The sequence below is a fragment of the Anaerolineae bacterium genome, assembly GCA_013178015.1.
In the GTDB taxonomy this organism is placed as follows: domain Bacteria; phylum Chloroflexota; class Anaerolineae; order DRVO01; family DRVO01; genus Ch71.
This window is the reverse complement of record JABLXR010000030.1, coordinates 99,917-120,341: the sequence shown is the minus strand read 5'-3', so window position 1 is coordinate 120,341 and position 20,425 is coordinate 99,917. Positions and strand designations below refer to the sequence as shown.

Annotated in this window: 21 protein-coding genes; 10 read left to right on the top strand and 11 right to left on the bottom strand. The window is 67.5% G+C overall.

Annotated features, from left to right (window positions below):
* Positions 1–59 precede the first annotated feature (59 nt).
* The 7 genes from cpaB to HPY83_12620 form a co-directional block, all read right to left on the bottom strand.
* Positions 60–938, bottom strand: coding sequence for a Flp pilus assembly protein CpaB (gene cpaB / locus HPY83_12650; GenBank protein ID NPV08795.1), 879 nt, complete (start codon positions 936–938; stop codon positions 60–62).
* A 17-nt stretch (positions 939–955) separates the two neighbouring features.
* Positions 956–2,017: a Tad domain-containing protein gene (locus HPY83_12645; GenBank protein NPV08794.1), complete on the bottom strand. Its 1,062-nt coding sequence runs from the start codon at positions 2,015–2,017 to the stop codon at positions 956–958.
* A gap of 43 nt (positions 2,018–2,060) precedes the next feature.
* Positions 2,061–2,435, bottom strand: coding sequence for a pilus assembly protein (locus HPY83_12640; protein NPV08793.1), 375 nt, complete (start codon positions 2,433–2,435; stop codon positions 2,061–2,063).
* Positions 2,436–2,643: 208 nt separating this feature from the next.
* Positions 2,644–3,087, bottom strand: coding sequence for a hypothetical protein (locus HPY83_12635; protein ID NPV08792.1), 444 nt, complete (start codon positions 3,085–3,087; stop codon positions 2,644–2,646).
* Positions 3,088–3,118: 31 nt separating this feature from the next.
* The gene (locus tag HPY83_12630) at positions 3,119–3,295 is read right to left on the bottom strand and encodes a Flp family type IVb pilin (protein NPV08791.1); all 177 of its coding nucleotides are present in this window, start codon (positions 3,293–3,295) and stop codon (positions 3,119–3,121) included.
* A gap of 139 nt (positions 3,296–3,434) precedes the next feature.
* Positions 3,435–3,620, bottom strand: coding sequence for a Flp family type IVb pilin (locus tag HPY83_12625; protein ID NPV08790.1), 186 nt, complete (start codon positions 3,618–3,620; stop codon positions 3,435–3,437).
* A gap of 327 nt (positions 3,621–3,947) precedes the next feature.
* The gene (locus HPY83_12620; GenBank protein NPV08789.1) at positions 3,948–5,465 is read right to left on the bottom strand and encodes a hypothetical protein; all 1,518 of its coding nucleotides are present in this window, start codon (positions 5,463–5,465) and stop codon (positions 3,948–3,950) included.
* A gap of 542 nt (positions 5,466–6,007) precedes the next feature.
* Here HPY83_12620 and HPY83_12615 point away from each other — a divergent pair.
* The 3 genes from HPY83_12615 to HPY83_12605 all read left to right on the top strand — a co-directional run bounded on the left by HPY83_12615 (position 6,008) and on the right by HPY83_12605 (position 8,191).
* Positions 6,008–6,301 (top strand): RNA-binding protein, encoded by a 294-nt coding sequence (locus tag HPY83_12615; protein NPV08788.1) that lies wholly within the window; start codon positions 6,008–6,010, stop codon positions 6,299–6,301.
* Between the two features lie 243 nt (positions 6,302–6,544).
* On the top strand, positions 6,545–7,828 hold the full coding sequence (locus tag HPY83_12610; protein NPV08787.1) for a DUF5596 domain-containing protein: 1,284 nt from the start codon (positions 6,545–6,547) through the stop codon (positions 7,826–7,828).
* A 177-nt stretch (positions 7,829–8,005) separates the two neighbouring features.
* On the top strand, positions 8,006–8,191 hold the full coding sequence (locus HPY83_12605) for a DUF2283 domain-containing protein (GenBank protein NPV08786.1): 186 nt from the start codon (positions 8,006–8,008) through the stop codon (positions 8,189–8,191).
* Positions 8,192–8,255: 64 nt separating this feature from the next.
* Here the strand turns inward: HPY83_12605 and HPY83_12600 are convergent, their stop codons facing one another.
* The 3 genes from HPY83_12600 to HPY83_12590 form a co-directional block, all read right to left on the bottom strand.
* A complete protein-coding gene (locus HPY83_12600; protein NPV08785.1) occupies positions 8,256–8,681 on the bottom strand; it encodes a type II toxin-antitoxin system VapC family toxin in 426 nt (141 codons plus the stop codon).
* Entirely contained in the window at positions 8,656–8,934 is a 279-nt protein-coding gene (locus HPY83_12595; protein ID NPV08784.1) for an AbrB/MazE/SpoVT family DNA-binding domain-containing protein, read from the bottom strand. Before HPY83_12595 ends, HPY83_12600 begins: the two co-directional genes overlap by 26 nt.
* Before the next feature lie 448 nt (positions 8,935–9,382).
* Positions 9,383–10,792 (bottom strand): hypothetical protein, encoded by a 1,410-nt coding sequence (locus HPY83_12590; GenBank protein NPV08783.1) that lies wholly within the window; start codon positions 10,790–10,792, stop codon positions 9,383–9,385.
* Positions 10,793–11,112: 320 nt separating this feature from the next.
* Here HPY83_12590 and HPY83_12585 point away from each other — a divergent pair, with 320 nt between their 5' ends.
* From HPY83_12585 to HPY83_12565, 5 genes are all read left to right on the top strand, one after another.
* Positions 11,113–12,282 carry a hypothetical protein gene (locus HPY83_12585; protein NPV08782.1) on the top strand — a complete coding sequence of 390 codons (1,170 nt, stop codon included), beginning with the start codon at positions 11,113–11,115 and terminating at the stop codon, positions 12,280–12,282.
* A 160-nt stretch (positions 12,283–12,442) separates the two neighbouring features.
* Positions 12,443–13,030, top strand: coding sequence for an HDIG domain-containing protein (locus HPY83_12580; protein NPV08781.1), 588 nt, complete (start codon positions 12,443–12,445; stop codon positions 13,028–13,030).
* A 56-nt stretch (positions 13,031–13,086) separates the two neighbouring features.
* Positions 13,087–14,637 (top strand): hypothetical protein, encoded by a 1,551-nt coding sequence (locus HPY83_12575; GenBank protein ID NPV08780.1) that lies wholly within the window; start codon positions 13,087–13,089, stop codon positions 14,635–14,637.
* Entirely contained in the window at positions 14,627–16,666 is a 2,040-nt protein-coding gene (locus HPY83_12570) for a hypothetical protein (protein ID NPV08779.1), read from the top strand. The genes HPY83_12575 and HPY83_12570 overlap by 11 nt, the downstream gene beginning before the upstream one ends.
* Positions 16,663–18,396, top strand: coding sequence for a hypothetical protein (locus tag HPY83_12565; GenBank protein ID NPV08778.1), 1,734 nt, complete (start codon positions 16,663–16,665; stop codon positions 18,394–18,396). The genes HPY83_12570 and HPY83_12565 overlap by 4 nt, the downstream gene beginning before the upstream one ends.
* A gap of 99 nt (positions 18,397–18,495) precedes the next feature.
* Here the strand turns inward: HPY83_12565 and HPY83_12560 are convergent, their stop codons facing one another.
* Positions 18,496–18,753 (bottom strand): hypothetical protein, encoded by a 258-nt coding sequence (locus HPY83_12560; GenBank protein ID NPV08777.1) that lies wholly within the window; start codon positions 18,751–18,753, stop codon positions 18,496–18,498.
* Positions 18,754–18,832: 79 nt separating this feature from the next.
* Between HPY83_12560 and HPY83_12555 the strand changes: the two genes are divergently transcribed.
* Positions 18,833–19,846, top strand: coding sequence for a LysM peptidoglycan-binding domain-containing protein (locus HPY83_12555; protein ID NPV08776.1), 1,014 nt, complete (start codon positions 18,833–18,835; stop codon positions 19,844–19,846).
* Positions 19,833–20,414 (top strand): hypothetical protein, encoded by a 582-nt coding sequence (locus tag HPY83_12550; GenBank protein NPV08775.1) that lies wholly within the window; start codon positions 19,833–19,835, stop codon positions 20,412–20,414. Before HPY83_12555 ends, HPY83_12550 begins: the two co-directional genes overlap by 14 nt.
* Positions 20,415–20,425: the final 11 nt, after the last annotated feature.

Below are 20,425 nucleotides of genomic sequence, written 5' to 3'. Positions count from 1 at the left end.
TGCGGTGATATTCCTCTGCGTCTTCTCTGCGATCTCTGCGATCTCTGCGGTGAGACTCCCTACCGCACCGGCAGCAGTTCCTGCACCGGGAGCCCGTACTTGTCTTTGACGTAGTCGTAGTTGACCGGCTCGACCTCGATGAGCTCCTCGTTGGTGCGATGCCGCAGGACGATGTCCATCACCCCGCCCGCATCGCGGAAGTACTTGAGGATCAGAGCGTCCTGGGGAGCCATCGCCAGCAGGATGGCCCGCGGCTGGGGCACCGCCGTCGGCTGCACCGCCGCCCCCTCCGCCGTCCGCTGCGCCGTCGTCTCCGGCATGCGCACCACGATGGCGGTGATCTTCTGCCCCTGGATCACGTCCGTGGTGAACATGGGGTCGCCCAGCGCCTCCGGTCGGCCCTCCTCCGTCGGGGCCCCCGGGGTGGCCTTGACCTCCTGCTCCGGCTTGAGGGTGAACAGGATGTCCACCAGGTCGCCCGGCTGGAGCAGGTTGATATTGCTCATCAGGTCGTCCGGGGGCAGGGCGAAGATCACCTTGTCCCGGGCCATGGTGAAGGCCACGTTGGCCGTGGTGACGTCGGGGTCGGCCAGACGCATGGACATGACCACCTCGCCCGGGTAGATGTCGCCCATGGCGATCTTGCCCACCACGTCGTCAATGGAGGTGGCGGCGCCCTCGGGGATGATGTCGGCGGGCCACTCCTGCAAGCTGACCTGGGCCTCCTCTATGGCCCGGGTGGTGGTGATGTGGGCCAAGGCCACCACCACGGGGGCCACTGCCTCGGCCTGGGTCGCCTGGCGCTGCTCGGACGGCGCCGCCGCCGTGGTGCTCTGCTGCACCCGCAGCTCCACCACCGCCATGGCCACGAAGGCGGCCAGCAGCGCGAACACCAGCCCCACCAGCAACCACACCCATCCGCGACGTCTGGATGCCATTACCCGCTACCTCCGCCTCACTTGCTCAGCTGAACTACATAGACGCCCGTGTCCGGGGCGTCGTCCCAAGGGATCAGATCGCTGCTGATCCACTCCACGAACATGCCCTTGACCTTGACCTCCGAGGGGCCGCAATCCAGCTGGGAGCCCGAGTAGATGCACCGGTTGCTGCTGTTGATGGAGCAGATGCCCGTCAGCTGGAATCGCCCAAAGGCCTTCACGGTGTAGGTCTGCGTGCTGCCTCCGGACCCTCTTTCGCAGAGGCCCGGGGTGCGGACCTCGTACAGGGGCACCAGGACGGTGTTCTCCTCGCCGGGAACGTAGCAGTACTGCTCCAGCGCCTTTAGCATGCTGGTCGTCACGCCCGGCTCCACCATCAGTTCCTGGCCGATGTAGACCAGCCCGGCACAGCAGGGATTGTTGATGTAGTCGGTCACGTTGTTGCATTTGGTGCCCGGCTCACAGGTCCCGATGCCAGCGTTCCAGTCGATTAGCCCAAAGGAGCCTTTCTTGTCATCGCACTGATCCGGGCATTTGGGGTCCACACCGGGGATGCAGATACGCGACTGCCCCGTCACTTCGTCTACGGTGCAGCAGTCCTTCTCCCACTTGGTGCTCTCCTTGTCGTAAAGCTCCCACTCTACGTTCGTCAGCAACTCGTCGTCCTCATAGGCCCACCCCCCCAGGGGGACGTGGACCGCCAGGGGCAACAAGTTCTCTCCGGCCCCAACGTTGGAGCACCGGGCCTCAGCGTTGGCACCTACGTCAATGGAGGAGAACTGAGCGCCCAGTATGCCGGCGAACCACGTCAGCACCGTCTTGGGCGCAGTAGCCTGAGCGGAGCGCTCCGTGCTGCCCAGGCCCACGGCGCACGGATTGCCGCTGCCGTCATTGTCGGCCCCGTTCGCCAGGCAGTAGGCGTTACCGACATCCACCCAGTCGGCCTCCGGCTCCAGACAGATGGTCCGGGCCGCCGCCAGCGCCGCTGCATCTGCGGCCGTCTGCATCTGCCGCCGCTGGAGGTACACTTGGCCGCCGTCCAGGGCCAGAGCCACCATGCCCAGCAGGACCACCAACATCAAGGCCACCAACACCAGAGTCTGACCTCTACTGGTTCGCACTTCAGCCTCCAGCCACTATGCGCACTTCCAGATACTGCCGCGCCGTGCTCCTGAGCGTCATGCTGGGAACGAATGGAGTCACCGGCTGGAACTGGTGAGTCACCGTGACCACCACCTGGCGGTCGGCCGGTGTCGGTTGCACGTACTCGACGGAGATCGGCACCCCGACCGCCAGAGCCTGGGCCGCCCCGGCCACGTCGCCGGTAGGGTTGACGGCGGCGAAGCGGGCGCCCTCGCGGGCGGAGTTCGCCACTACGCTGTAGGCGTAGATCACGCGGCCGAACTCGACGATGCCGAAGACGACGGTGAACAGGAGGATGGCCCCCAGGGCAAACTCCACCAGAGTCTGGCCGCGCTGTGGGGATCTACTGCTCATGGCCTGGCGCCTTTCGGGGAGAATGTGGTTCCGGCCCGGCGACCTCCACCTCGCCGCTCGAACCGATCATCGGCTAGCGCTAACAGGATTCTAAGACTAGGAGCAGTATGCATCAAATGTGCCATCGCTGTCACGCCCGGGGTGGCTTGTCGCGCAGAGCGCAAGCAGCGAAGAACCTTCGCCACCTCCGCTCCGGGCGCCAGCCCGGTCAACCGGAGAGGACCATCATATCGGCGGTGCCAGTGAGGGTGATAGGTCCAATCCCGAGGAACCCGGTGATGAGGGGGAATGCATATGCCACTCGCGCCGTCACCGTCGCACCATCCGCGGACCGAGTCACATAGACGTACACCTGCCCCGCCGGTGGGTTCTCGGGGGGCTGGGAGTACTCGATCGTGCCGACAGCCAGCCCGGACCCCAGGACCTCGTTGGCAGCACGTTCTTCCGCGTTGGGGGTGCCGTCCTCCACGTGCAGTCGGTCCGGGTACGAGGCCCCGTACCGCGCCGCCTCCCGGGCCGCATTCTCCACCACGATGAAGGCATGGAACGCCCGCCCCAAGTCTGCGATGCCAACGAAGAGGAGGATGAGGAGGGGAAGGACGAGCGCCAACTCTGCCAGGTTCTGCCCTTGCTGCCCCTCCCTTGGCATCATCCCAACGCTGCGCCTCCCCGCGCGGCCGACCCTAGAACGGCCACACACTGACCAGGTAACTCCAGTAGGCACTTAGGTCCTGCCCAATCAGAGAGACAGCGCCGACAGCCGCGACGGTTACCACTAGCAGAAGGAGGCCATACTCGGCCAAATCCTGACCCTCCTCGCGGCTCAGAGCGCGTCGCCAGCACCCTACCCCAGCGGTCATTGCTTACACCCTCGCTGTGTGAAGTGTCTGTTTGTCCGGTCACAGGGTGAAGAGGGCGGAGAAGACTGCGCCACCCCGCCCCCCTACGTTGCATAGCCGTCTTGCGACGGCGCATCCGCGCCGTATGTGTACGCGAGCCCTATCCGCCGATACCATGCTCCGCCAGAGTTGCGCTGATCTCGTTGAAGACCCAGCTGATCTGGTCTCCTAGCGCTGCCACTATCGCGATCACAACCACTGCGATCAGGCCGAGCAGTAACGCATATTCGGCTAGATCCTGCCCCTTCTGCTCCTCGATCCAAGCCTTCACGTAGCTGATCCACATTGCCATTTCCGTCCTCCTCCGTGTATCTTGCCCCTTTTGGGCTTCGGTCTTCTTGGCCCTTCGCCGGCCCCCGCCGGGTCGGCTGCGGCCTCGCTTATGGCGCCATTATAGGGGCAAAAGCATTAGAATCGGGCAGCCAAAACGTTAGAAATCGGTTATAGCAGCATTCTGGAGTGGCGACGAGAGAGATCGGAGGCCCACCCCAGCCGGCTACCTGGGCCTACCGCGCCCCCGGGCGGGCGGAAGCCAGGCGCCCCGGCTCGCACCGCGTCCTGAGCCAGCAACCAGTCCGGCCGCCGAGCGGCATGGCATGGCTCGCACCTGGGTTCACTCCGTACCCGCCTCGGCCCGCGCGAACACCGCTGCTCTGTCGTCGCGGTACAGCTCGGCCCAGTTGGCCGAGGCAGAGGCCGCGCGCACCAGGTGCTGTTGGGTCCCCAGTCGGAGAAGTAGAACGCCAATGCTGTGTCTCCCCACCAGCTCCTCCCAGTCAAAACGCGCGCCGGATATGGCATGGTACTCGGCCCAGTCATCCTCTAGGTAGAGGTCTATGCGGGTATCGACGAACACCGGACGCCCGGGGCAGGCCCAGATGAGATAGGAGGCGAACCCCTGCTCGGCGAAGACGCGCGTGCCTTCAGGAGCCACTTCGCAAAGGAATTCTACCGCCGCCGTCGGCGTTCCCGGTGTGAGCAGGTCGCGTCTGCCCTCCGGCATGACTCGCGCTCGCCAGCCCGGCCACGAGAGCGCCACTCCGGCCAGGAGCGCCGCTGTGAGCAGGCCGTTCGCCCACACCCTACCCTTGGCTCGGACAGGCCTCCGCCACCACAGTCGTGCCAGGCATGCGGCCACCACGGGCGCCATAACGAACCCGTACCAGGCCCCGTTGCGCTGCGCCCAGAGGGCAAGTCCGCCGAAGACCAGTAGGCTTAGCCCCTGGTCGAGCGCAGGCCGGAACCGCGACCTGGTTAACAGCAACAGCAACAGGCCCACCGAGACGAAGAACAGCGCCCCGGAGGGCGTCCTTACCGTCAGAGGCTGCCACTCACTGGTGAGCCGGGTAGTAACATCTCCTGGGTCGAGGAAGCCAGCCACGTACTCGATAGCGCCTCGCGGCCCAAGAGGATTGAGAACCAAAGCCAGAACCGACAACACCACCACACCGACGACCTGCCACGGCAGCGCCTCGCGCATTCCCCCCGCTCTCCTCAGAGCGGTCGCAACCAGGGACAGGCAGTACAAGCCCAGCACAAGCAGCCCGTACAGGAACACCCCGTGGCAGTTCGACCACAGCGCGATCAAGGGCACCGCCAGCCACAGCAGCCGCCGGTGGCCTCGGCGGTGCCCCGCCGCCAGGCTCATGAGCGCACCGAAGGCGAGAAAGGAGAACCCCTGCGGCCTCACCGCCCAGCTGGGCAATCCCACTACCGCCCCCATGAACGTAGCCAGAGCCGCCGGCCGCAGGCCGTATTCCCGCTTGAGAGCAACGAGCAGCCAGCAGTACCCCGCCGTCACCATCAGGGCGTGCGCGGCGATGTTGAGCGGTAGGCCCCCCAGCCGGTACACCGCAAACATGAACACCTGCATGAGCCAATTCTGGTCCACCCAGGCCTCGCCATGGTGAGTGAACGAGAAGCGATCGGTGGTGGGAACTCGGCCTTCCTCCAACACGATCTCACCCATGCGAAGGTGCCACCAGAAGTCGTTCGGGTGGACAACCTTCAGGTTCAGGCTCACAAGCAGAGCCACTGGAACAACCAGAGTCCATAGCAGATCGAGCGTGAGGCGGGACTCCAGAAAGAGCCACACGCGCGCACTTGCCGGCGCAGTCGCTGCCCTCCTCATGCCTCCTCCCTGATCACTCAAGACACCGTCGGCCGGCAAGACTTCTGCCTCCACTGCCCCACGCGCCGCCGAGAGGTACAGGCTCGCCGGCGGCGATGCATGCCCGGCAAGGCCGCGCCCCTGCCGGGCCCGCAGCTACGGCGGTGCGACTGCGGAGAGGTGACCGTGAATGCCAGACGGGCGGGCCAGAGCACCGGCGACGGCAGGGAGTTCGTGGCACACGTCGGCTGAAGTCGCTCTCTCATCAGGTCCCTTCCCCCGCCGCTCCCCTCCGGCCCGCCACACCTGTCTGTCGGCAGGCGGCGACCTCCCCTTGAGGATACCCCCATCAACTTAGCGTAAAACCTGCCTTACCCACTAGCAAACCGCCCCCATTCGTGCTATGATCACTACAAGGTGCCGGGTGGCGCCCTGCGTGACGGTAGGGCGAGGTCGGTAGTGTCACTTGCGAAGGGTTCGAGCGAGAGCGGCCCGTATCGAGTGTCAGTACACGCCGGCACAGGTCAGGCCGCCGGTCTCGAATCTGGTTGAGAGAGGGTGACATGAGGATCTACGTAGGGAACCTGCCGTACACTGCCGCCGAGTCGGATCTCCGGGAGCTGTTCGAGGGTTACGGCGAAGTGGAGTCGGTCCAGATGATACGGGACCGGGACACGGGGCAGTCCAAGGGCTTCGCTTTCGTGGAGATGCCCAACAACAACGAAGCCCAGGCCGCCATCCAGGGGCTGAACGGCCAGCCGTTCAACAACCGCAACCTGACCGTGAATGAGGCCCGTCCCCGCCCCGAGCGCGGCGGTGGTGGTGGAGGCCGCGGCGGCGGTCGCGGCTGGCGCTAGCGCCTCCGTCTGCTTCTGGACCAACCTCACCCCTGACCCCTCTCCTCTCAGGAGAGGGGTTTCTCCTGCCCCGGCCCCACTGGCCCGCCGCCCTCCTCCGGGGTACCATTCCCCCCAGCACGCCACTCTTCGGGAACACCACGCCATGACCGAATTCGCCTCGCTATCGCCTGCCGTCCTCCCCCGCCGGGGCAGCGCCGCCACCTGCATCAACGCCCGCCAGCGCGGCACGGGGGCGCCGGCGTGAACCGGCGTCACGTCCTCCACTCCCTGGGCATCGCCGACTGGGAGGAGGCCCTCGCCCCCGGGTGGGACCGCATCACCGCCCGCCTGCCGGAGACGATCCCCTTCCTCGAGCCGGACTACGTGCGCTGGGCCTGCGAGCAGGCCTACCTGCCCCCCGAGGTCACCCACCTGGCCCAGGCCGCCGCCGGCCGCATCGCCGCCCAGCCCGCCCTGCGTGCCTTGGCCTGGTACTGCCACTGCCGCCTCTTCGCCCCCGGCGAAACCAGACCCAACCCTCGCGACTGGCCCCTCCTCACCCAGGCCCTGGGCGCCGACGCCGGGCTGTTCAACCTGCTGCTGCTCCTGTCGGGCACGCCCGCCATGCAGGAAGTTCACCGCGCTCGCGGCATCCCCGCCGAGGTCGTCCGCGCTACCGTGCTGGACCTCAAGCTGCACCTGGAGACGGGCGATTACCGCCTGGAACATGGGCGCTGGGGGATCGGCACCGGCATCCTCGGCTGGCTCCTGCTTCACTGGTGGGGTCAGCTCTATCGGCTGGGGCGGCTGCAGTTCGTGCCCTCCGAGTTCCGCAGCCCCCTGCGGGCCTACCGACACCAGCAGACCGGCGCCGTCGTCGCCCTGTCCGAGCCCGGCCTCACCTACCGCTCCGACGGGCAGCGGGACGGCTCCGCCGGCGTGTACGACCCGGAGGGTCGCTGGACCACCACCCTAGAAGTGAGGGCGGGCGAGGTCATCGGGTACCCCATCTCGCCCTGGGGGTACGCTCTGCCGGAGCCGGTGTCCCTGCCCGAGGCCGAGTGGGCCCTGGCCCTGGCACCCGGCCACCCCGTGCTCGACATCCACATTCCCGCCGGCGAGCCCATGGACTTCGACCGCTGCGGGGATTCGATCCGGCAAGCGCTGGACTTCTTCCCCCGGCACTTCCCCGACAAGCCCTTCGTGGGCTTCGCCTGCCACTCCTGGATCCTGGACTCCCAGTTCCCCGACTTGCTCCCCCCCTCGTCCAATCTGGTGCGCTTCCAGCGGGAGGTGTACCTCTTCCCCATCCCCCGAGGGGGCGGGCTCATCCACCGGGTCTTCGGCTACGGCTTCGAGGAGAGGGACGGCACCGTGTCCCCCGAGGATCTGGCTCGGCTGCCCCGCCGCACCACCATGCAGCGGGCCTTCGCCGCCCACTTGGAGGCGGGAGGGCGCTTCCGCGGGGGCGGCTGCTTCCTGCTCAAAGAGGATGCGAACTGGGGCAGCGCCTACTACCGCACCCGCTGGCCGCTGAAGCAGTAGCGCCGGGCCCAGACTGTGCCGACGGCTCTCCTCAGCCTTCTGTTCGAGCAGGCGTATGGCTGTGGAGCCGTGCAGTGACGTATGATGCCGCGTCATGCAGATGCGTTGCCTGCTTCCGTGACCGTGGCCCTTTCGCAGCGAACCGTTCCCCTGCGGCCGGAGGCTACGGAGAGAGCTGTGAAGCCAAAGACAGACAGGGAGAGTGATACCCTCTACCTCCGCCTGGATGAGGCACCGATCTTCGAGTCGGGCGTGATCCTCGATTTCGACGAGGAAGGGTGCCTCGTCGGCATTGAGGTGCTCGCGCTCAGCACCCGTACCGAACCGGACAAGCAGCGCATCTTCCAGTTGGAGACGCTGTAGGCAGGCGGCCGGCCCCGGCACAGCGTGCGCCGGCGAATGGCTGTCCGTTACGCCACGCTGCGGGCTACCGACCCGCCCGGCGCAGAGGCTCGATCCCGACGATCCCGTGACACCAACGCACGATCTCCGGGTCTCCGGTGACGAGTGTCCCCGCCAACTCCGCCGCCGCTGCCACCGCGAAGGCGTCTGCATAGGAGATGGCGTACCTGGACTTCACTTCTGCGGCGGCGAGCACTGGCTCCTCGGCCACGTCCAGAAGGCCGATCGGAAGGCTGCGGATGGCGGCTACGGTGGCTCTCGCCTGTTTGCGTCCCCGCCGCCTGGCGACGATGTAGAACGCCTCGCCCAGGCTGATGAGCGACATGCAGGCGTCGGCCACGCCCGCTTCGGCATCTGTCAGCAGCTCCCTGACGCGAGCTACGGCGGGCTCTTCGGACTGGAGAAACGCCAGGATCGCCCAGGTGTCAAGGATGAAGCGGCTCTTGCTCATCGGCGGCGACCTCTCTGCGGTGCTCCTCCTCCAGGTCCGACAGCAGGTCCACCCCCTGGAACATGCCACAGGCCGCGTCAATCGCCGAGGTGCCGATGGGGTCCAGGACGATACTGCCGTCAACGACCCTGACGTGGAACCTGGTCCTTGGGCTAAGCCTCAAGGCCTTCCTGATGTCCTTCGGTATTACGACCTGCCCCTTCGAGGAAAGGGTTGTCAGCATCTTGCCACCCCCAGCCAGCACCTTACCCATTGCCCCACAAGAGTAAGACAACCAGCAGCCAGTGGCAAGCGGCGAGCCCACCAGGTCTGCCGGCACTCCACCGCCCCAGCGCGTTCAGGACTCGCGGTACATAGCGCCATTTCTCGTGCCCCCGCTGGCGGTGACTCGATACCGGCGCTCGGCCCGCCGCCCGGCGTGCCACCGGCTCCGACGCAGAGCTTCCGCCGGCCCTGCAGGTGCGGCAGTTCCGCGGCAGGGAAATCGCCAGAGGCGTATCCCGGGCAAGCCGCTAGCGGTTGCGGCGCCGTGACTTTTTCGCCTGCTTGCGCTTCGCCTTCTTCCCCCTGTCCGGCCGGCCAGCGGGCGGCAGCAGCCGCAGGCTCTTCCTGCCTTCACGCGCCCGTACCTCCATATCCGGACGCTCCTGTGCGCCGGGGGTCGGGTCGGGCAGGTCCACTCCCAGGTCCGTGACCACGGTCTATAGCAGCTCCCGCCGTGCCCGCTCCGCCACGGCGCGCATCCGTTCCAAGACCGCCGGGTCGCGTTCCGGCTTGCGATACTGCGACAGCAGCTCCTGTATCCGCGCCCGCGCCTTGGCCAGGGCCTCTTCCTCCGTCTTGCTGCCCTGATAGCCGCTGCGATCGGCGAAGCGAGGCATCCAGGTGTTGGCCCGGTAATGCCTGAGAGTGTGCTCGGTGGTCAGGTAGCTGCCCTGCAGGCCATAGCCTACCGCGAGGATGGTGTCCATCCCGATGGTCTCTGCGTTGACCTCGAACTCCTGCGTCAGGCTTTCTAGGGCAGTAGTCATCTCGTAATCGAGCAGCAGCTGCACCAGGCTGATGCTCTTGCCCGTCTCCACCATCCCCTGCCCGATCGGCGGGTGGTGGCCGCTGAAGGCCGCGATGGTCAGGGCCTTGTAGGCTTTCTCCAGGGTGGCGTACAGGCCCGGCACCTTGGCGCTGGCGTACTCCCCGCCTCCGATGTAGACCGCCAACCCACACCAGCGCCGGAGGAACTCGTTGAGGGCGAAGGCGCGGAGCATGGCGTCCGGAGCGCTGTAACTGGCGTCGCCTCCGCGCATGTCCAGAGTGGCTGCCCAGATGCTGCCTCTCAGCGGCACCGACGGGTTGAGAGCCCGCCCCGCGATCCAGGTGGCCACGTACTCGGCTGCACTCACGGCCACGAAGCCGGCCACGGTGACAGGCGTGGTGGCCCCCGCCACCTGCATGCCCGTCAGCCCGATCGGGTGGCCCAGCCTGGCCATCAGCACGAACCGGTCGGTCACGTCCTTGTCGAAGCGCAGCGGATGGGAGAAGCAGATGGCTCCTAGCGTGAACCAGTTCTCTATCCCCAGCTCGTGCCCCATCTCCAGCAGATAGGGCACCTGCCGCGCCTCCCAGGCGAAGGGCTCCCCTGGGATGGGGGCGTACTCGGCCAGGATGAGGCCGGCTTCCAGGGGCTCCACCAGGGGAGGTACGTCCTGCAACAGCAGCGAATGCCCCACGGCGTGCTCCGGGTGCAAGACGGCGCCGAACTTGGTCAGGCGGATCAGGTCCTGGCGCGTTCCCCCACGGCGCTCCCCCGTCTCGTCATCGAGATAGAACTGGGCCACCTGGGTGCCCAGGCCGGGGCGCTCCGGCGCCTTCAGTCGGGGCTGCCCCTCGTCGCGACCGCCGTACTCCGCCCGGAGCCCCGAGGCGAACTCCTCCACCAGGCGACGGGGGAAGCGCACCTCCTGCCGCCCCCGGTCCACGGTAGCGCCCCACGCTTCCAGCGCCTCCATCATCTCGTCGTTCTGACACAGCACCCCCACGCGTTCCAGTATCTCCGTGACCGCGTCCGCCAGTACTGGCACATCGGAATCGCTGAGCAGGGCCCTCTGAAACATCGTTGCCTCCCCTGGTACCCACCTTGACGAGCGGGCACCGGCTGTCCCGGTCCGCATCTGTCCGGGGTCATACTATACTCCGCCGGCCGCCCTCGCTCCAGGCGGTGAGCTCGATGGCTCTCGAGCTGCGGGATCCCCTTGCCCGCGCTATACTTGAGGCGGATCCGGCAGCAGAAGGTGTCTTGTCCTGCACCTCTCGCCGACGGTCTCCCGTGGGCCCTCCGGTTGACTGCGCCCGCTTACGCATGTGGCACCCGGCCAGGGGCAGGAGGGTGCCGCGCGAAGCCGCGTCCGGTCATGCCCGCACAGGAGGCGCACCCATGCCCATCCTTACCTCTCTCCGCCCCGCTCAGCGGGCCACCCAGGGCCCCCTGTACCACTTCTTCGGCTACTATGACAAGTGCCCCTGGGACGCCACCGGACGCTACCTGCTCTCCCTGCGCGTAGCCTTCATGCACCGCCCTCCCACGCCGGAAGACATCGCCGTCATCGGAATGGTGGACCTGGAGCGAGACCGAGCCTGGCGCCCCTTGGCCGAGACCACCGCCTGGAACTGGCAACAGGGCACTCACCTCCAGTGGTTGGGGTCGGCCCCCGACCGCTTGATCGCGTTCAACACCCGCCAGCGCGATCACTACGCCGCCTGCGTCCTCGACGTCCACAGCGGCGAGTCCCGCCTGCTTCCCCGGCCCATCTACGCCCTCTCCGCCGATGGCAGACAGGCGGTCACGCTCAACTTCTCCCGCGTGGCCCGCACCCGCCCCGGCTACGGCTACGTCGGCGTGCCCGACCCCTGGGCCGGCGACCGGGCTCCCGCTGAGGACGGCATCTACTGGATGGACCTTGAGTCCGGGGAGTCGCGCCTGATCGTCAGTCTGCGGCAGATCAGCCAGATCGAGCCGGAGCCGGACATGGATGGCGCCGAGCACTGGTTCAACCACCTCCAGTTCAACCCCTCCGGCAGCCGCTTCCTCTTCCTGCATCGCTGGCGCGACCCCCGCGGTGGCCCCTTCCGCCAGACTCGACTCTATACCGCTCGCCCCGATGGCAGCGACCTGGTGCTACTGGAGCGCTCGGGGCTCGTCTCTCACTTCGACTGGCGCGACGACGACCACATCCTGGCCTGGTCCCGCCACCGGGGCGAGGCTCACTTTCACCTCTACCGCGACCGTTCCGACCAAGTGGAGGTGGTAGGAGCCGACACACTGCCTCAGGATGGCCACTGCTCCTACAGCCCCGACCGGCAGTGGATCCTCAACGACACCTACCCCGACCGGGAGACCCGCGAGCGCACCCTCATGCTCTACCATCCAGAGAGCAACACCCGCGTGGACGTGGGCCGCTTCTACGCTCCTCCGGAGTTGGACGGCGAGTTCCGTACCGACCTGCACCCCCGCTGGAGCCGCGACGGGACCCAGGTCTGCTTCGACTCCGCCCACGAAGGCGAGCGCCAAGTGTACCTGATGGACGTCTCGGACATAGGGCGCTGATGACGAGGATGGGACGCTGATCTCCGCTGACCCTTCCATGTCATCTCTTTATCTATCAGCGTAAATCAGCGTACCATCAGCGCCATCAGCGTTCCATTCCCCTGGTTGCCCGGGCCGCGGGCGGCGAACATAATAGCCTATCCCATGCGGAGCAGCAGACATGACCCGTGACGAGGCCTGGAGCCTGGTGACCGAGCACATTCAAAGCCTTAGCCTGCGCCGGCACATGCTCGCCGTGGAGGCAGCTATGCGCGCTTACGCTCGCCGGTTCGGCGAGGACGAGGAATACTGGGGCGCTATCGGCCTGGTCCACGACTTCGACTTCGAGCAGCACCCGGAGATGGGCGGCGACCTGCCGCAGGAAAGGTGGCACTGCTTCGCCGGGGCCCGCATCCTGCGCGAACGCGGCTACCCGGAGGAGGTCGTCCAGGATGTCCTCTCCCACGCTCAGTACGCTGGCGTTCCCCGGGACACCCTGCTACGCAAGGCCCTCTTCGCCGTGGACGAGCTTACCGGGCTCATCTCGGCCGTGGCCCTGGTGCGCCCCTCTAAGTCCATCATGGACGTCAAGGTGAAGTCCGTGCGCAACAAGTGGAAGGACAAAGCCTTCGCTGCCGCCATCAACCGGCAGGACATCGAGCAAGGCGCTGCCGAGCTGGGGGTGGAACTCAACGAGCACATAGCCGTCGTGCTCGAGGCTATGCAGGGCATCGCCGACGATCTGGGCCTGGCGGGCGAGCCCGGCTAGGCTGCCTGCTTGGACACTCTGGCGTCTCCTGCCCACGCCTGTCGCCGGTCTGGGCCGTGAGCGCAACCGCGGACCGCAGGGCGTCGGGCCAGGGATGGCGCGTCGCCGCCTCCCTGCTCCTGCTCAGTGGCTTCCTGCTGGCACCCCTGGGCTACCCCGGGTACTTCCAGCCCCACTCCGGCTTCCAGCCGGTGTACACCCTCTACGCCTGGGAAGCCGCTGGCCGGCCCATTGACGGCTTGCCCGCATCCTCCCTAACTGGCTCTGCAGGTGGCGACGGCGTCCTGTCCTACTGCCTGGCATTCCTCTTCCGCCTGATGGGCGCCGACGGACCGAGCGCCGTGAAGGCGGTCTACGCCCTGGCCGTGCTCTTGGCCGTCGGCGGAGCGCTCGCCCTCTTCCGAGGCCACCGGAGCGGTGCGACCGGGGGCAGCATTGCGCTTGGGTTAGCTTTGGCCTGGGCCGGCTCGCCTATGGTACTGGCGTCCATCTACGTGCGCGGTTGGCCAGGGGGGTCCCTCGCCCTCGGGATGCTGCCCTGGCTGGCGCTGGCTTTGGCTTACCCAGCGCCTGGGGGCGCAACCTCGTGGCGCTCGGTGGCCCCGATACTGCCGGGCCTGGCGCTGGGGCTAGCCCATCCCGGGTTCGCCCTTATCGCCGGGGCGGTTCTGGCAGCCGTCGCCCTGGTAGCCCACCGCCGCGTGAACCTGCGGCCACTGGTCGGGCTGCTCCTGACCGGAACTGCTGGTCTAATCGCCGCACCGGGCACTGCGTCGGCATCGTTCCGCCAGTTCAGTTGGCCTTACCAGTGGCTCGGGCACACGGCCGGCTACGCCGCGCACAGCGCCCCCTGGGGTCCGGGCGTACCCGCTCCCCTGACACTGGGCCTCCTCCCCGTCGGGCTCTTCGCCGCCGCGTGCCTGCTCGTGCAGCCCGGTCTCCGCGCCCGGTGTGTCGTGGTGGGGGCGGTCGCTGTCGTGCTGCTGCTCCTGTCCACCGAGTTAGCGCGCCCGCTGTGGGAAGGGCGCCTCGCATGGGCCCTGGACGGTCCCTGGCAGTTGGTGGCCCTTGCTTCCTTCGTGCTCCTGTGGGCCTCCGCCCCGCCCGTGGTCCAGCTCTTGCCCACCCAGGCGCTCTCCGGAGGGGCCCTGGCTCTCCTCGCCCTCCTTCTGGCCCTGCCCTTTCTGGATGTCCCCCTGAGCCCAGTGACGCCGGCCGCCCGCCCCCTGGCGGCCTTCGACGACGGACGCATACTCCTGGTACGAGCCGAGCTCCACGGCCCCTTGCGCCACGGGGCTACTCCCAGGCTGCGTCTGTTCTGGCAAGCCACCCAGCCCCTGGAGCGCAACTACACCGTGTTCGTGCACGTGGTGGATCAGGCCGATCGCAAGTGGGGCCAGCGCGATTCCTGGCCCGTGGACGGCACCCGCCCGACCACGTCCTGGCGCCCGGGCGAAGTGGTGGTGGACGACCATCTCGTCCACGTGGACCTCGATGGCCCTCGGGAGGGCTATCGGGTGTTAGTGGGTCTGTATGACCTGGGAACGGGGGAACGGCTGACCCTGTCGGACGGAACCACCGCGGTGGAGCTGGGCCGTGAGGACTGATCGGACCGCGATAGAGGCGGTGCCGGAGTGGGTCTGGGTGTTACTCCTCCTGGCCCTCTCCCTATTCAGCGTCGGGCCCCTGTTCATGCCCGGCTACCACTGGGGCGCCCAGGACGCCCGCCACAGCGTCTACTTCCTGCATCAGTTCGACCGCGCCATCCAGGACGGCATCCTCTATCCCCGGTGGGCGCCAGACTTCACCTTCGGCTACGGCTATCCCTTCTTCAACATCTACGGCCCACTGTCCTCCTACCTGGGCGAGGCCCTGCATCTGCTTGGTCTGGGTCTGGTAGAGGCCGTCAAGGGGGTGTTCGGCCTGGCAGCGGTGGCCTCGGCCCTCACGGCCTACCTGTGGCTTCGCCTCTACAGCCATCCGCCCGGGGCGCTGCTGGGGGCCCTCTTGTACCTTTACGCTCCCTATCATCTGGCCGACCTCTACGTGCGGGCTTCCCTGGCAGAGACGGTGGCCCTGGCCTTTGTGCCCCTGTGCCTCTGGGCCTTCGGGCGCCTCTACCCGGGCCTGCGCCAACGCTCCCCGGCGCCACCCATGGCACCCCACCCCAGCGACCATACGGCCGAACCCACACCCCGGCCCACCGACCGTAGGGGCGAACCTTGTGTTCGCCCGCAACGCATCCGCTTGAGGCACAAGCGGGCGAACATGGCGTTGAAACGGGCGAACACAAGGTTCGCCCCTACGGCAGGGGCCCAGGCAGATCTGGGACGAGCCCATCGTCTCCCGAACGTCACGGGGGTTCTGCTGGCTGGGCTAGCCTACGCCGGGCTGATGCTGAGCAGCAACCTGGTGGCGCTGCTCTTCTCTCCCATCCTGGGCGGCTACACTCTGCTCCGAGCCTGGCACCTCTGCCGCTCGACCCCGACGTGGCGGCCGCTCTCCCGCCAGTCCTGGCCCTCGGTTCTGGGTCACGCCATCCATACCATGGCGCCTGCTGCCGGCGCCGTGCTCCTGGGGTTGGGGCTGAGCGCCATCTTCTGGCTGCCCGCCTTCCTGGAGTACGCTTACGTCCGCACCGACCAGTGGGTCGGTGGCTACTACGAGTATCGCCACCACTTCGTCTATCCCTTCCAGCTCTTCCGCCTCGACTGGGGGTTCGGAGTGAGCCTCCCGGGACCGGACGATGGCATGTCCTTCCAGCTGGGCCTGGCCCCTCTGACGCTGGCAGCGCTTAGCCTTCTTTACTGGCCGCGGCTGCCGCAGGCGTGGCGCCGGAGTGCCCTGTACCTAGGCGCCGTCACCCTCGGCGTCGTCTTCCTGATGCTCCCCCTCTCCGAACCAGTGTGGGATGCCCTGGGGCTAGTGAGGTTCGCTCAGTTCCCCTGGCGACTGCTGGCGCTCACCATCGTCTGCCTTGCCTTCCTAGGAACGGGCCCTTTCACCCGCTGGCACCCCGATCGCAGCGCCCTGGCCCTCACCGGGCTCTGGGCCCTGCTGGTCATCCTGCCGGTCTACCCCTATTTGCACAGCGAGGTCCGGCCCCCACCTGAGGGACCCGTGTCCCTTCAGGGACTGATGCGCTTCCAACAGAGCGCCGATGAGATGACCGGCTCCACCGCCTGGGTGCAGGAGATCCCCCGCTGGTCGCCGCTGGCAGATCAGATCATGGCCGGGATCGAGATCACCACCAAGGTGGACTACGTCCAAGCCTACGCTACCGGTCGCCTGGCGGTGCATTCGCTGGAGATGGGTACCACCTACGAGAGGGTGTGGTTCCAGGCCGAAGACGACGCTCAGGTCATCCGCTTCCACACCTTCTACCACCCCGGCTGGAACGCCTACATCCTGGACGAGGACACAGGCGAGGTCTCCGGCACGGCCCCGGTCGTGCCGGAGGGAGAACTGGGGCTCATCAGCGTGCCTGTGCCCCAAGGCCGCCATGTCCTGCTTCTGGTATTCGAGGACACGCCCGTCCGGCGGCTGGGAACCGGTCTGACCTTGCTCACGGGGATGGCGTACGGCCTGGCCGCGGTGGCCCGCATCCTCTGCCGCCCCGGAGCCATGCGGCCATGAGCGAGCGCCGCCGTTACCTAGGCCTGGCCCTCATCCTGGCCGTCTTCGCCGCCTGGCCTCTGCTGGCCCCGGGCTACTTTCTGGGCGCCCACGACGGACCCCATACCCTGTTCTTCCTGGTCCAGTTCGACCGGGCCGTCGCCGACGGCGTACTCATCCCCCGCTGGGGGCCCGACCATGCCCTGGGCTACGGTTACCCCACCTTCGTCTTCTACTCCCCCCTGGCCTACTACGTGGCTGAGGGGTTCCACCTGACCGGCCTGGGGATCGCCGCTGCCATCAAAGCGGCTTTCGCCCTGTCTATCCTGGTGTCCTGCGTGGGCATGTTCCTCCTGGCCGAAGCGCTGCTACGTCAGGCACCGACCGATTCGAGAGGGTTCGGCGCCGCGGCGGCGGTGGCTGCCGTCGTCTACACCTATGCTCCTTACCGATTCGTGGACATCTACGTTCGCGCCGCCCTGGCCGAGTCCTGGGCCCTCTCCCTCTTCCCCTGGGCTTTGTGGGCTTTCTGGTCACTGGCGACGGCTCCCTCACGCCGTCGAATCGCCGCTGCCGCCGCCACCTACGGGCTGCTGCTGGCGGCCCACAACGTCACCGCCTTGCTCTTCACCCCTCTCCTGGGAGCCGCCATCATCATCGCCCTGGCTGCCTCCGGCCGCCTGCCGTCGGCGAGAGCGTGGCTGGGGCCGATCGCGGCCGGGGCTCTAGGGGTCGCTCTGGCAGCCTTCTCCCTCATCCCCTCGCTGGCCGAGCGCGGTTACATCAGGCAGGAGCAGTGGACCAGGGCCACCTACAACCTCACCGATCACTTCGTCTACCCGGGCCAGCTGTTGTCGCCACTGTGGGATTACGGCTACGCTGTGGCTGGCCCTGAAGATACCATGCCGTTCCAGCAGGGCCTCGCCCCCGTAGCCCTGTCCCTGGCGGGCCTGGCCCTGGGGACTCGCAGTCGCTGCTTCCGCCCTGCGGCGGTGCTGCTCGGTCTCGGGCTCGTGACCTACACCTTCCTGATGACCGGAGCCAGTGGGGCGATATGGCGCGCCGTGTCCCTATTGTCGCTGGCGCAGTTCCCCTGGCGCCTGCTCGGGATAGTTGCGCTCTGTGCCGCCGGCCTGGCCGCCATCGCCGGTGCCCGCCTGGCCGATCGAGCGGGGCAGGGGAGCGCATTGCTGCTGGCGCTGGCCGTCGTGGTCGCGAGCCTGCCCTACGCCCGCCCCCAGCATACCGCCCCCGACCCCCGCGCCGAACAGCCAGTGGGCACGGTGGAGTTCGAGCTCGAGTACACCGACATGCGAGGCATGACCGCCTGGACCCAGCACATGCCTCAGGATTCGCCCAAAGTTGCCGCCTACCTGGCCGGAGAGGCGCTACCTCTGGCGGAGACAGACGCACCGGGCGCCTCGGTCGAGCCCCTCCACCTGGGGGGACACGTGCAGATCGTCCGGGTGCGCTCGGAGACGGCGGGGGAGCTTCGTTTCCACACGTACTACTACCCGGGATGGCGGGCTTACGTGGACGGGGTTCCTGCACCGGTCCGCCCAGCAGGCCCCCTAGGGGTCATCGCCCTCGACCTGCCGGCGGGCGAACACCGGGTCACCATCCATTTCGGTGAGACCCCCTTGCGCCTGGCCTCAGATTGGGTTAGTCTAGCAGCAGTGATGGGCATTGCCGTTCTAGGCCTGTCGCCCGGGCGGGATCATACTAGCAGGAATCCCCATGGCAACCATTAACCGAGAGCCTCGTCGGTGCCCCCGTTGTGGGGCTCGCGTCGCCCAGCAGGCTCGGTCCTGCCTCCTGTGCGGACAGGAACTGCGGTCACCCAGCTACCTTCAGCCGGCCCTGGCTCTGGTGGCACTGGCGATGGTAGCAGGAGCGGTGCTGGCCGGGTTGCGCGATAGGTCGGGGAGCGCAGAGCCTTCGTCCGGCGCTCCGAACGCGACGCCAGGGAAGCCAGCCGCTGTGGCCATGGCGGCCCTCTCGCCCCCGGCGAAGGAAACGGCACAGCAAGCTGTGGACGCGGCCACACCCTCCCCTGGGACGGTCCGATTGGTCACGTCCACTCCAGTCCCCCCTACCCCTACGGCCACGTCCTCTCCTACCGGGACGCAGACCCCAACTCCAGAGCCGCTGGACACCCCTGCCCCCACGACCGGGCCTAGGGTCCACGTGGTTCAATCGGGAGACGTGCTGGGCTCCATCGCCCTCCAGTACGACTTGGAGGTGCAGGACATCCTAGCTGCCAACCCGGGCCTGACGGAGCGCTCCATCCTGCGGGTGGGGCAGGAGATCGTCATACCTGCTTCAGCATCCGGCGAGGCTGCCGACCAGGAGCCCCTCCCGGTTGCCGAGCCCCTCGTACACACCGTTGAAACGGGTGACAACCTCCTGTATCTGGCCGATAAGTACGGTACCACCGTTAGCGACATCATAGCTGCCAACCCCGGGCTCACCCGCAACAGCATCCTGAGCCTGGGGCAGAAGATCGTTGTCCCCACGCCGACTGCGGAAACGGCCTCAGCTGCACCTGAACCAGAGCCCACTGCCACCCCCGAGCCCCAGTTCATCGAGCACGCCATCGAGCGGGGCGATACTCTGGGTTATCTGGCCAACAAGTACGGTACCACCTTGGAGGAGATCCTGGCTGCGAACCCCGGGCTTACCAAGTACACCATATTGAGCGTGGGCCAGAAAGTGAGAGTTCCCGTGCCCTCGCAGTCGGGCGGCCCGGATCCCACCCCTACCGCGGCGGCGGCCGAGGCTGTCCCCACCGCCGGAGCCACCGCCTTGGCGGCCGCCCCCACGGCCACCGCCTCCCTGCTGTCCCTGGGCGGGCCGGCCCAGCCTCGAGCCCTGGAGCCTCTCTCGCCGCGGGGCGGTGCCAGGGTCGTCCCCCGCGAGCTCATCCTGATGTGGACCGGAGTGGGCGATCTCGCCCCGGACCTGTGGTACGTGGTCCACATCTGGCGCGTGGGTGAGCCCGGCGATACCCTCACAGGCTGGACTCGGGCTACTTCCTGGCGATCTACCGAAGATCTGGTCGCCCGCTGGGGCGCGGGCGCTCACCTGTTTTGGGACGTGGGCATCGGCCGCGAGATCGCTGTCGCTGGCGCCGGCCAGCCCCGCTTCGAGTCGGCCGGTCCTCGCACGGAGCCACAAGACTTCTACCTTGGGGCAGACTAGAGCCTCCGCCTCGTATACCCTCTGGGACGCCGTCCAAGAACTGGAACGCCAGGCCGCCGGACTCTGCCCCCCGACCCGGCAGCGTCAGTGCGGGAGCGACTGCTGCCGCGCTCTTGAGAACACCGGAGGCCGGGTGGTGGCCGTCACTCTGCCCGACTTGATCGCCCTGGCCGGGTATCTGGAGCGCCCCCGCAACTTCGCCTCGCTCCGCGGCGCCGTGGAACAGACAGTGGAGAGATACTGCTCTCTCAGCCCATTCACCGGCACGTACATGCTCACCGGTGAGGGCCATGGTGATGTCGGGGCGCATGGTAAGGCCACCAGTTGCCCCTTCCTCAGCCTGGATGGACGCTGTCAGGTATACACCGTTCGCCCAGTGCTCTGTCGCATCTTCTTCCACTGCGACTGGGTGGCCGATCGGCTGAGTTGGGATGCCAGGCTCGATGCTCAAGTCACGAACCGGATTCTGAGCCTGGCCGCGAACATGGGCGCCCTCTGGGAGGGCCATTCCGGTCTCGTCTGGCGACAGCCTTGGCGCTACGACGCCATCTCCCTGGAAGAGGGGTGACTGGCGGTGGT

Excerpts from the sequence above, each read along its gene's own strand:
- cpaB (NPV08795.1), bottom strand. The coding sequence starts at position 938 with ATGGCATCCAGACGTCGCGGATGGGTGTGGTTGCTGGTGGGGCTGGTG.
- HPY83_12645 (NPV08794.1), bottom strand. The coding sequence starts at position 2,017 with ATGTTGGTGGTCCTGCTGGGCATGGTGGCTCTGGCCCTGGACGGCGGC.
- HPY83_12640 (NPV08793.1), bottom strand. The coding sequence starts at position 2,435 with ATGAGCAGTAGATCCCCACAGCGCGGCCAGACTCTGGTGGAGTTTGCC.
- HPY83_12635 (NPV08792.1), bottom strand. The coding sequence starts at position 3,087 with ATGATGCCAAGGGAGGGGCAGCAAGGGCAGAACCTGGCAGAGTTGGCG.
- HPY83_12630 (NPV08791.1), bottom strand. The coding sequence starts at position 3,295 with ATGACCGCTGGGGTAGGGTGCTGGCGACGCGCTCTGAGCCGCGAGGAG.
- HPY83_12625 (NPV08790.1), bottom strand. The coding sequence starts at position 3,620 with ATGTGGATCAGCTACGTGAAGGCTTGGATCGAGGAGCAGAAGGGGCAG.
- HPY83_12620 (NPV08789.1), bottom strand. The coding sequence starts at position 5,465 with ATGAGGAGGGCAGCGACTGCGCCGGCAAGTGCGCGCGTGTGGCTCTTT.
- HPY83_12615 (NPV08788.1), top strand. The coding sequence starts at position 6,008 with ATGAGGATCTACGTAGGGAACCTGCCGTACACTGCCGCCGAGTCGGAT.
- HPY83_12600 (NPV08785.1), bottom strand. The coding sequence starts at position 8,681 with ATGAGCAAGAGCCGCTTCATCCTTGACACCTGGGCGATCCTGGCGTTT.
- HPY83_12595 (NPV08784.1), bottom strand. The coding sequence starts at position 8,934 with ATGGGTAAGGTGCTGGCTGGGGGTGGCAAGATGCTGACAACCCTTTCC.
- HPY83_12590 (NPV08783.1), bottom strand. The coding sequence starts at position 10,792 with ATGTTTCAGAGGGCCCTGCTCAGCGATTCCGATGTGCCAGTACTGGCG.
- HPY83_12585 (NPV08782.1), top strand. The coding sequence starts at position 11,113 with ATGCCCATCCTTACCTCTCTCCGCCCCGCTCAGCGGGCCACCCAGGGC.
- HPY83_12580 (NPV08781.1), top strand. The coding sequence starts at position 12,443 with ATGACCCGTGACGAGGCCTGGAGCCTGGTGACCGAGCACATTCAAAGC.
- HPY83_12565 (NPV08778.1), top strand. The coding sequence starts at position 16,663 with ATGAGCGAGCGCCGCCGTTACCTAGGCCTGGCCCTCATCCTGGCCGTC.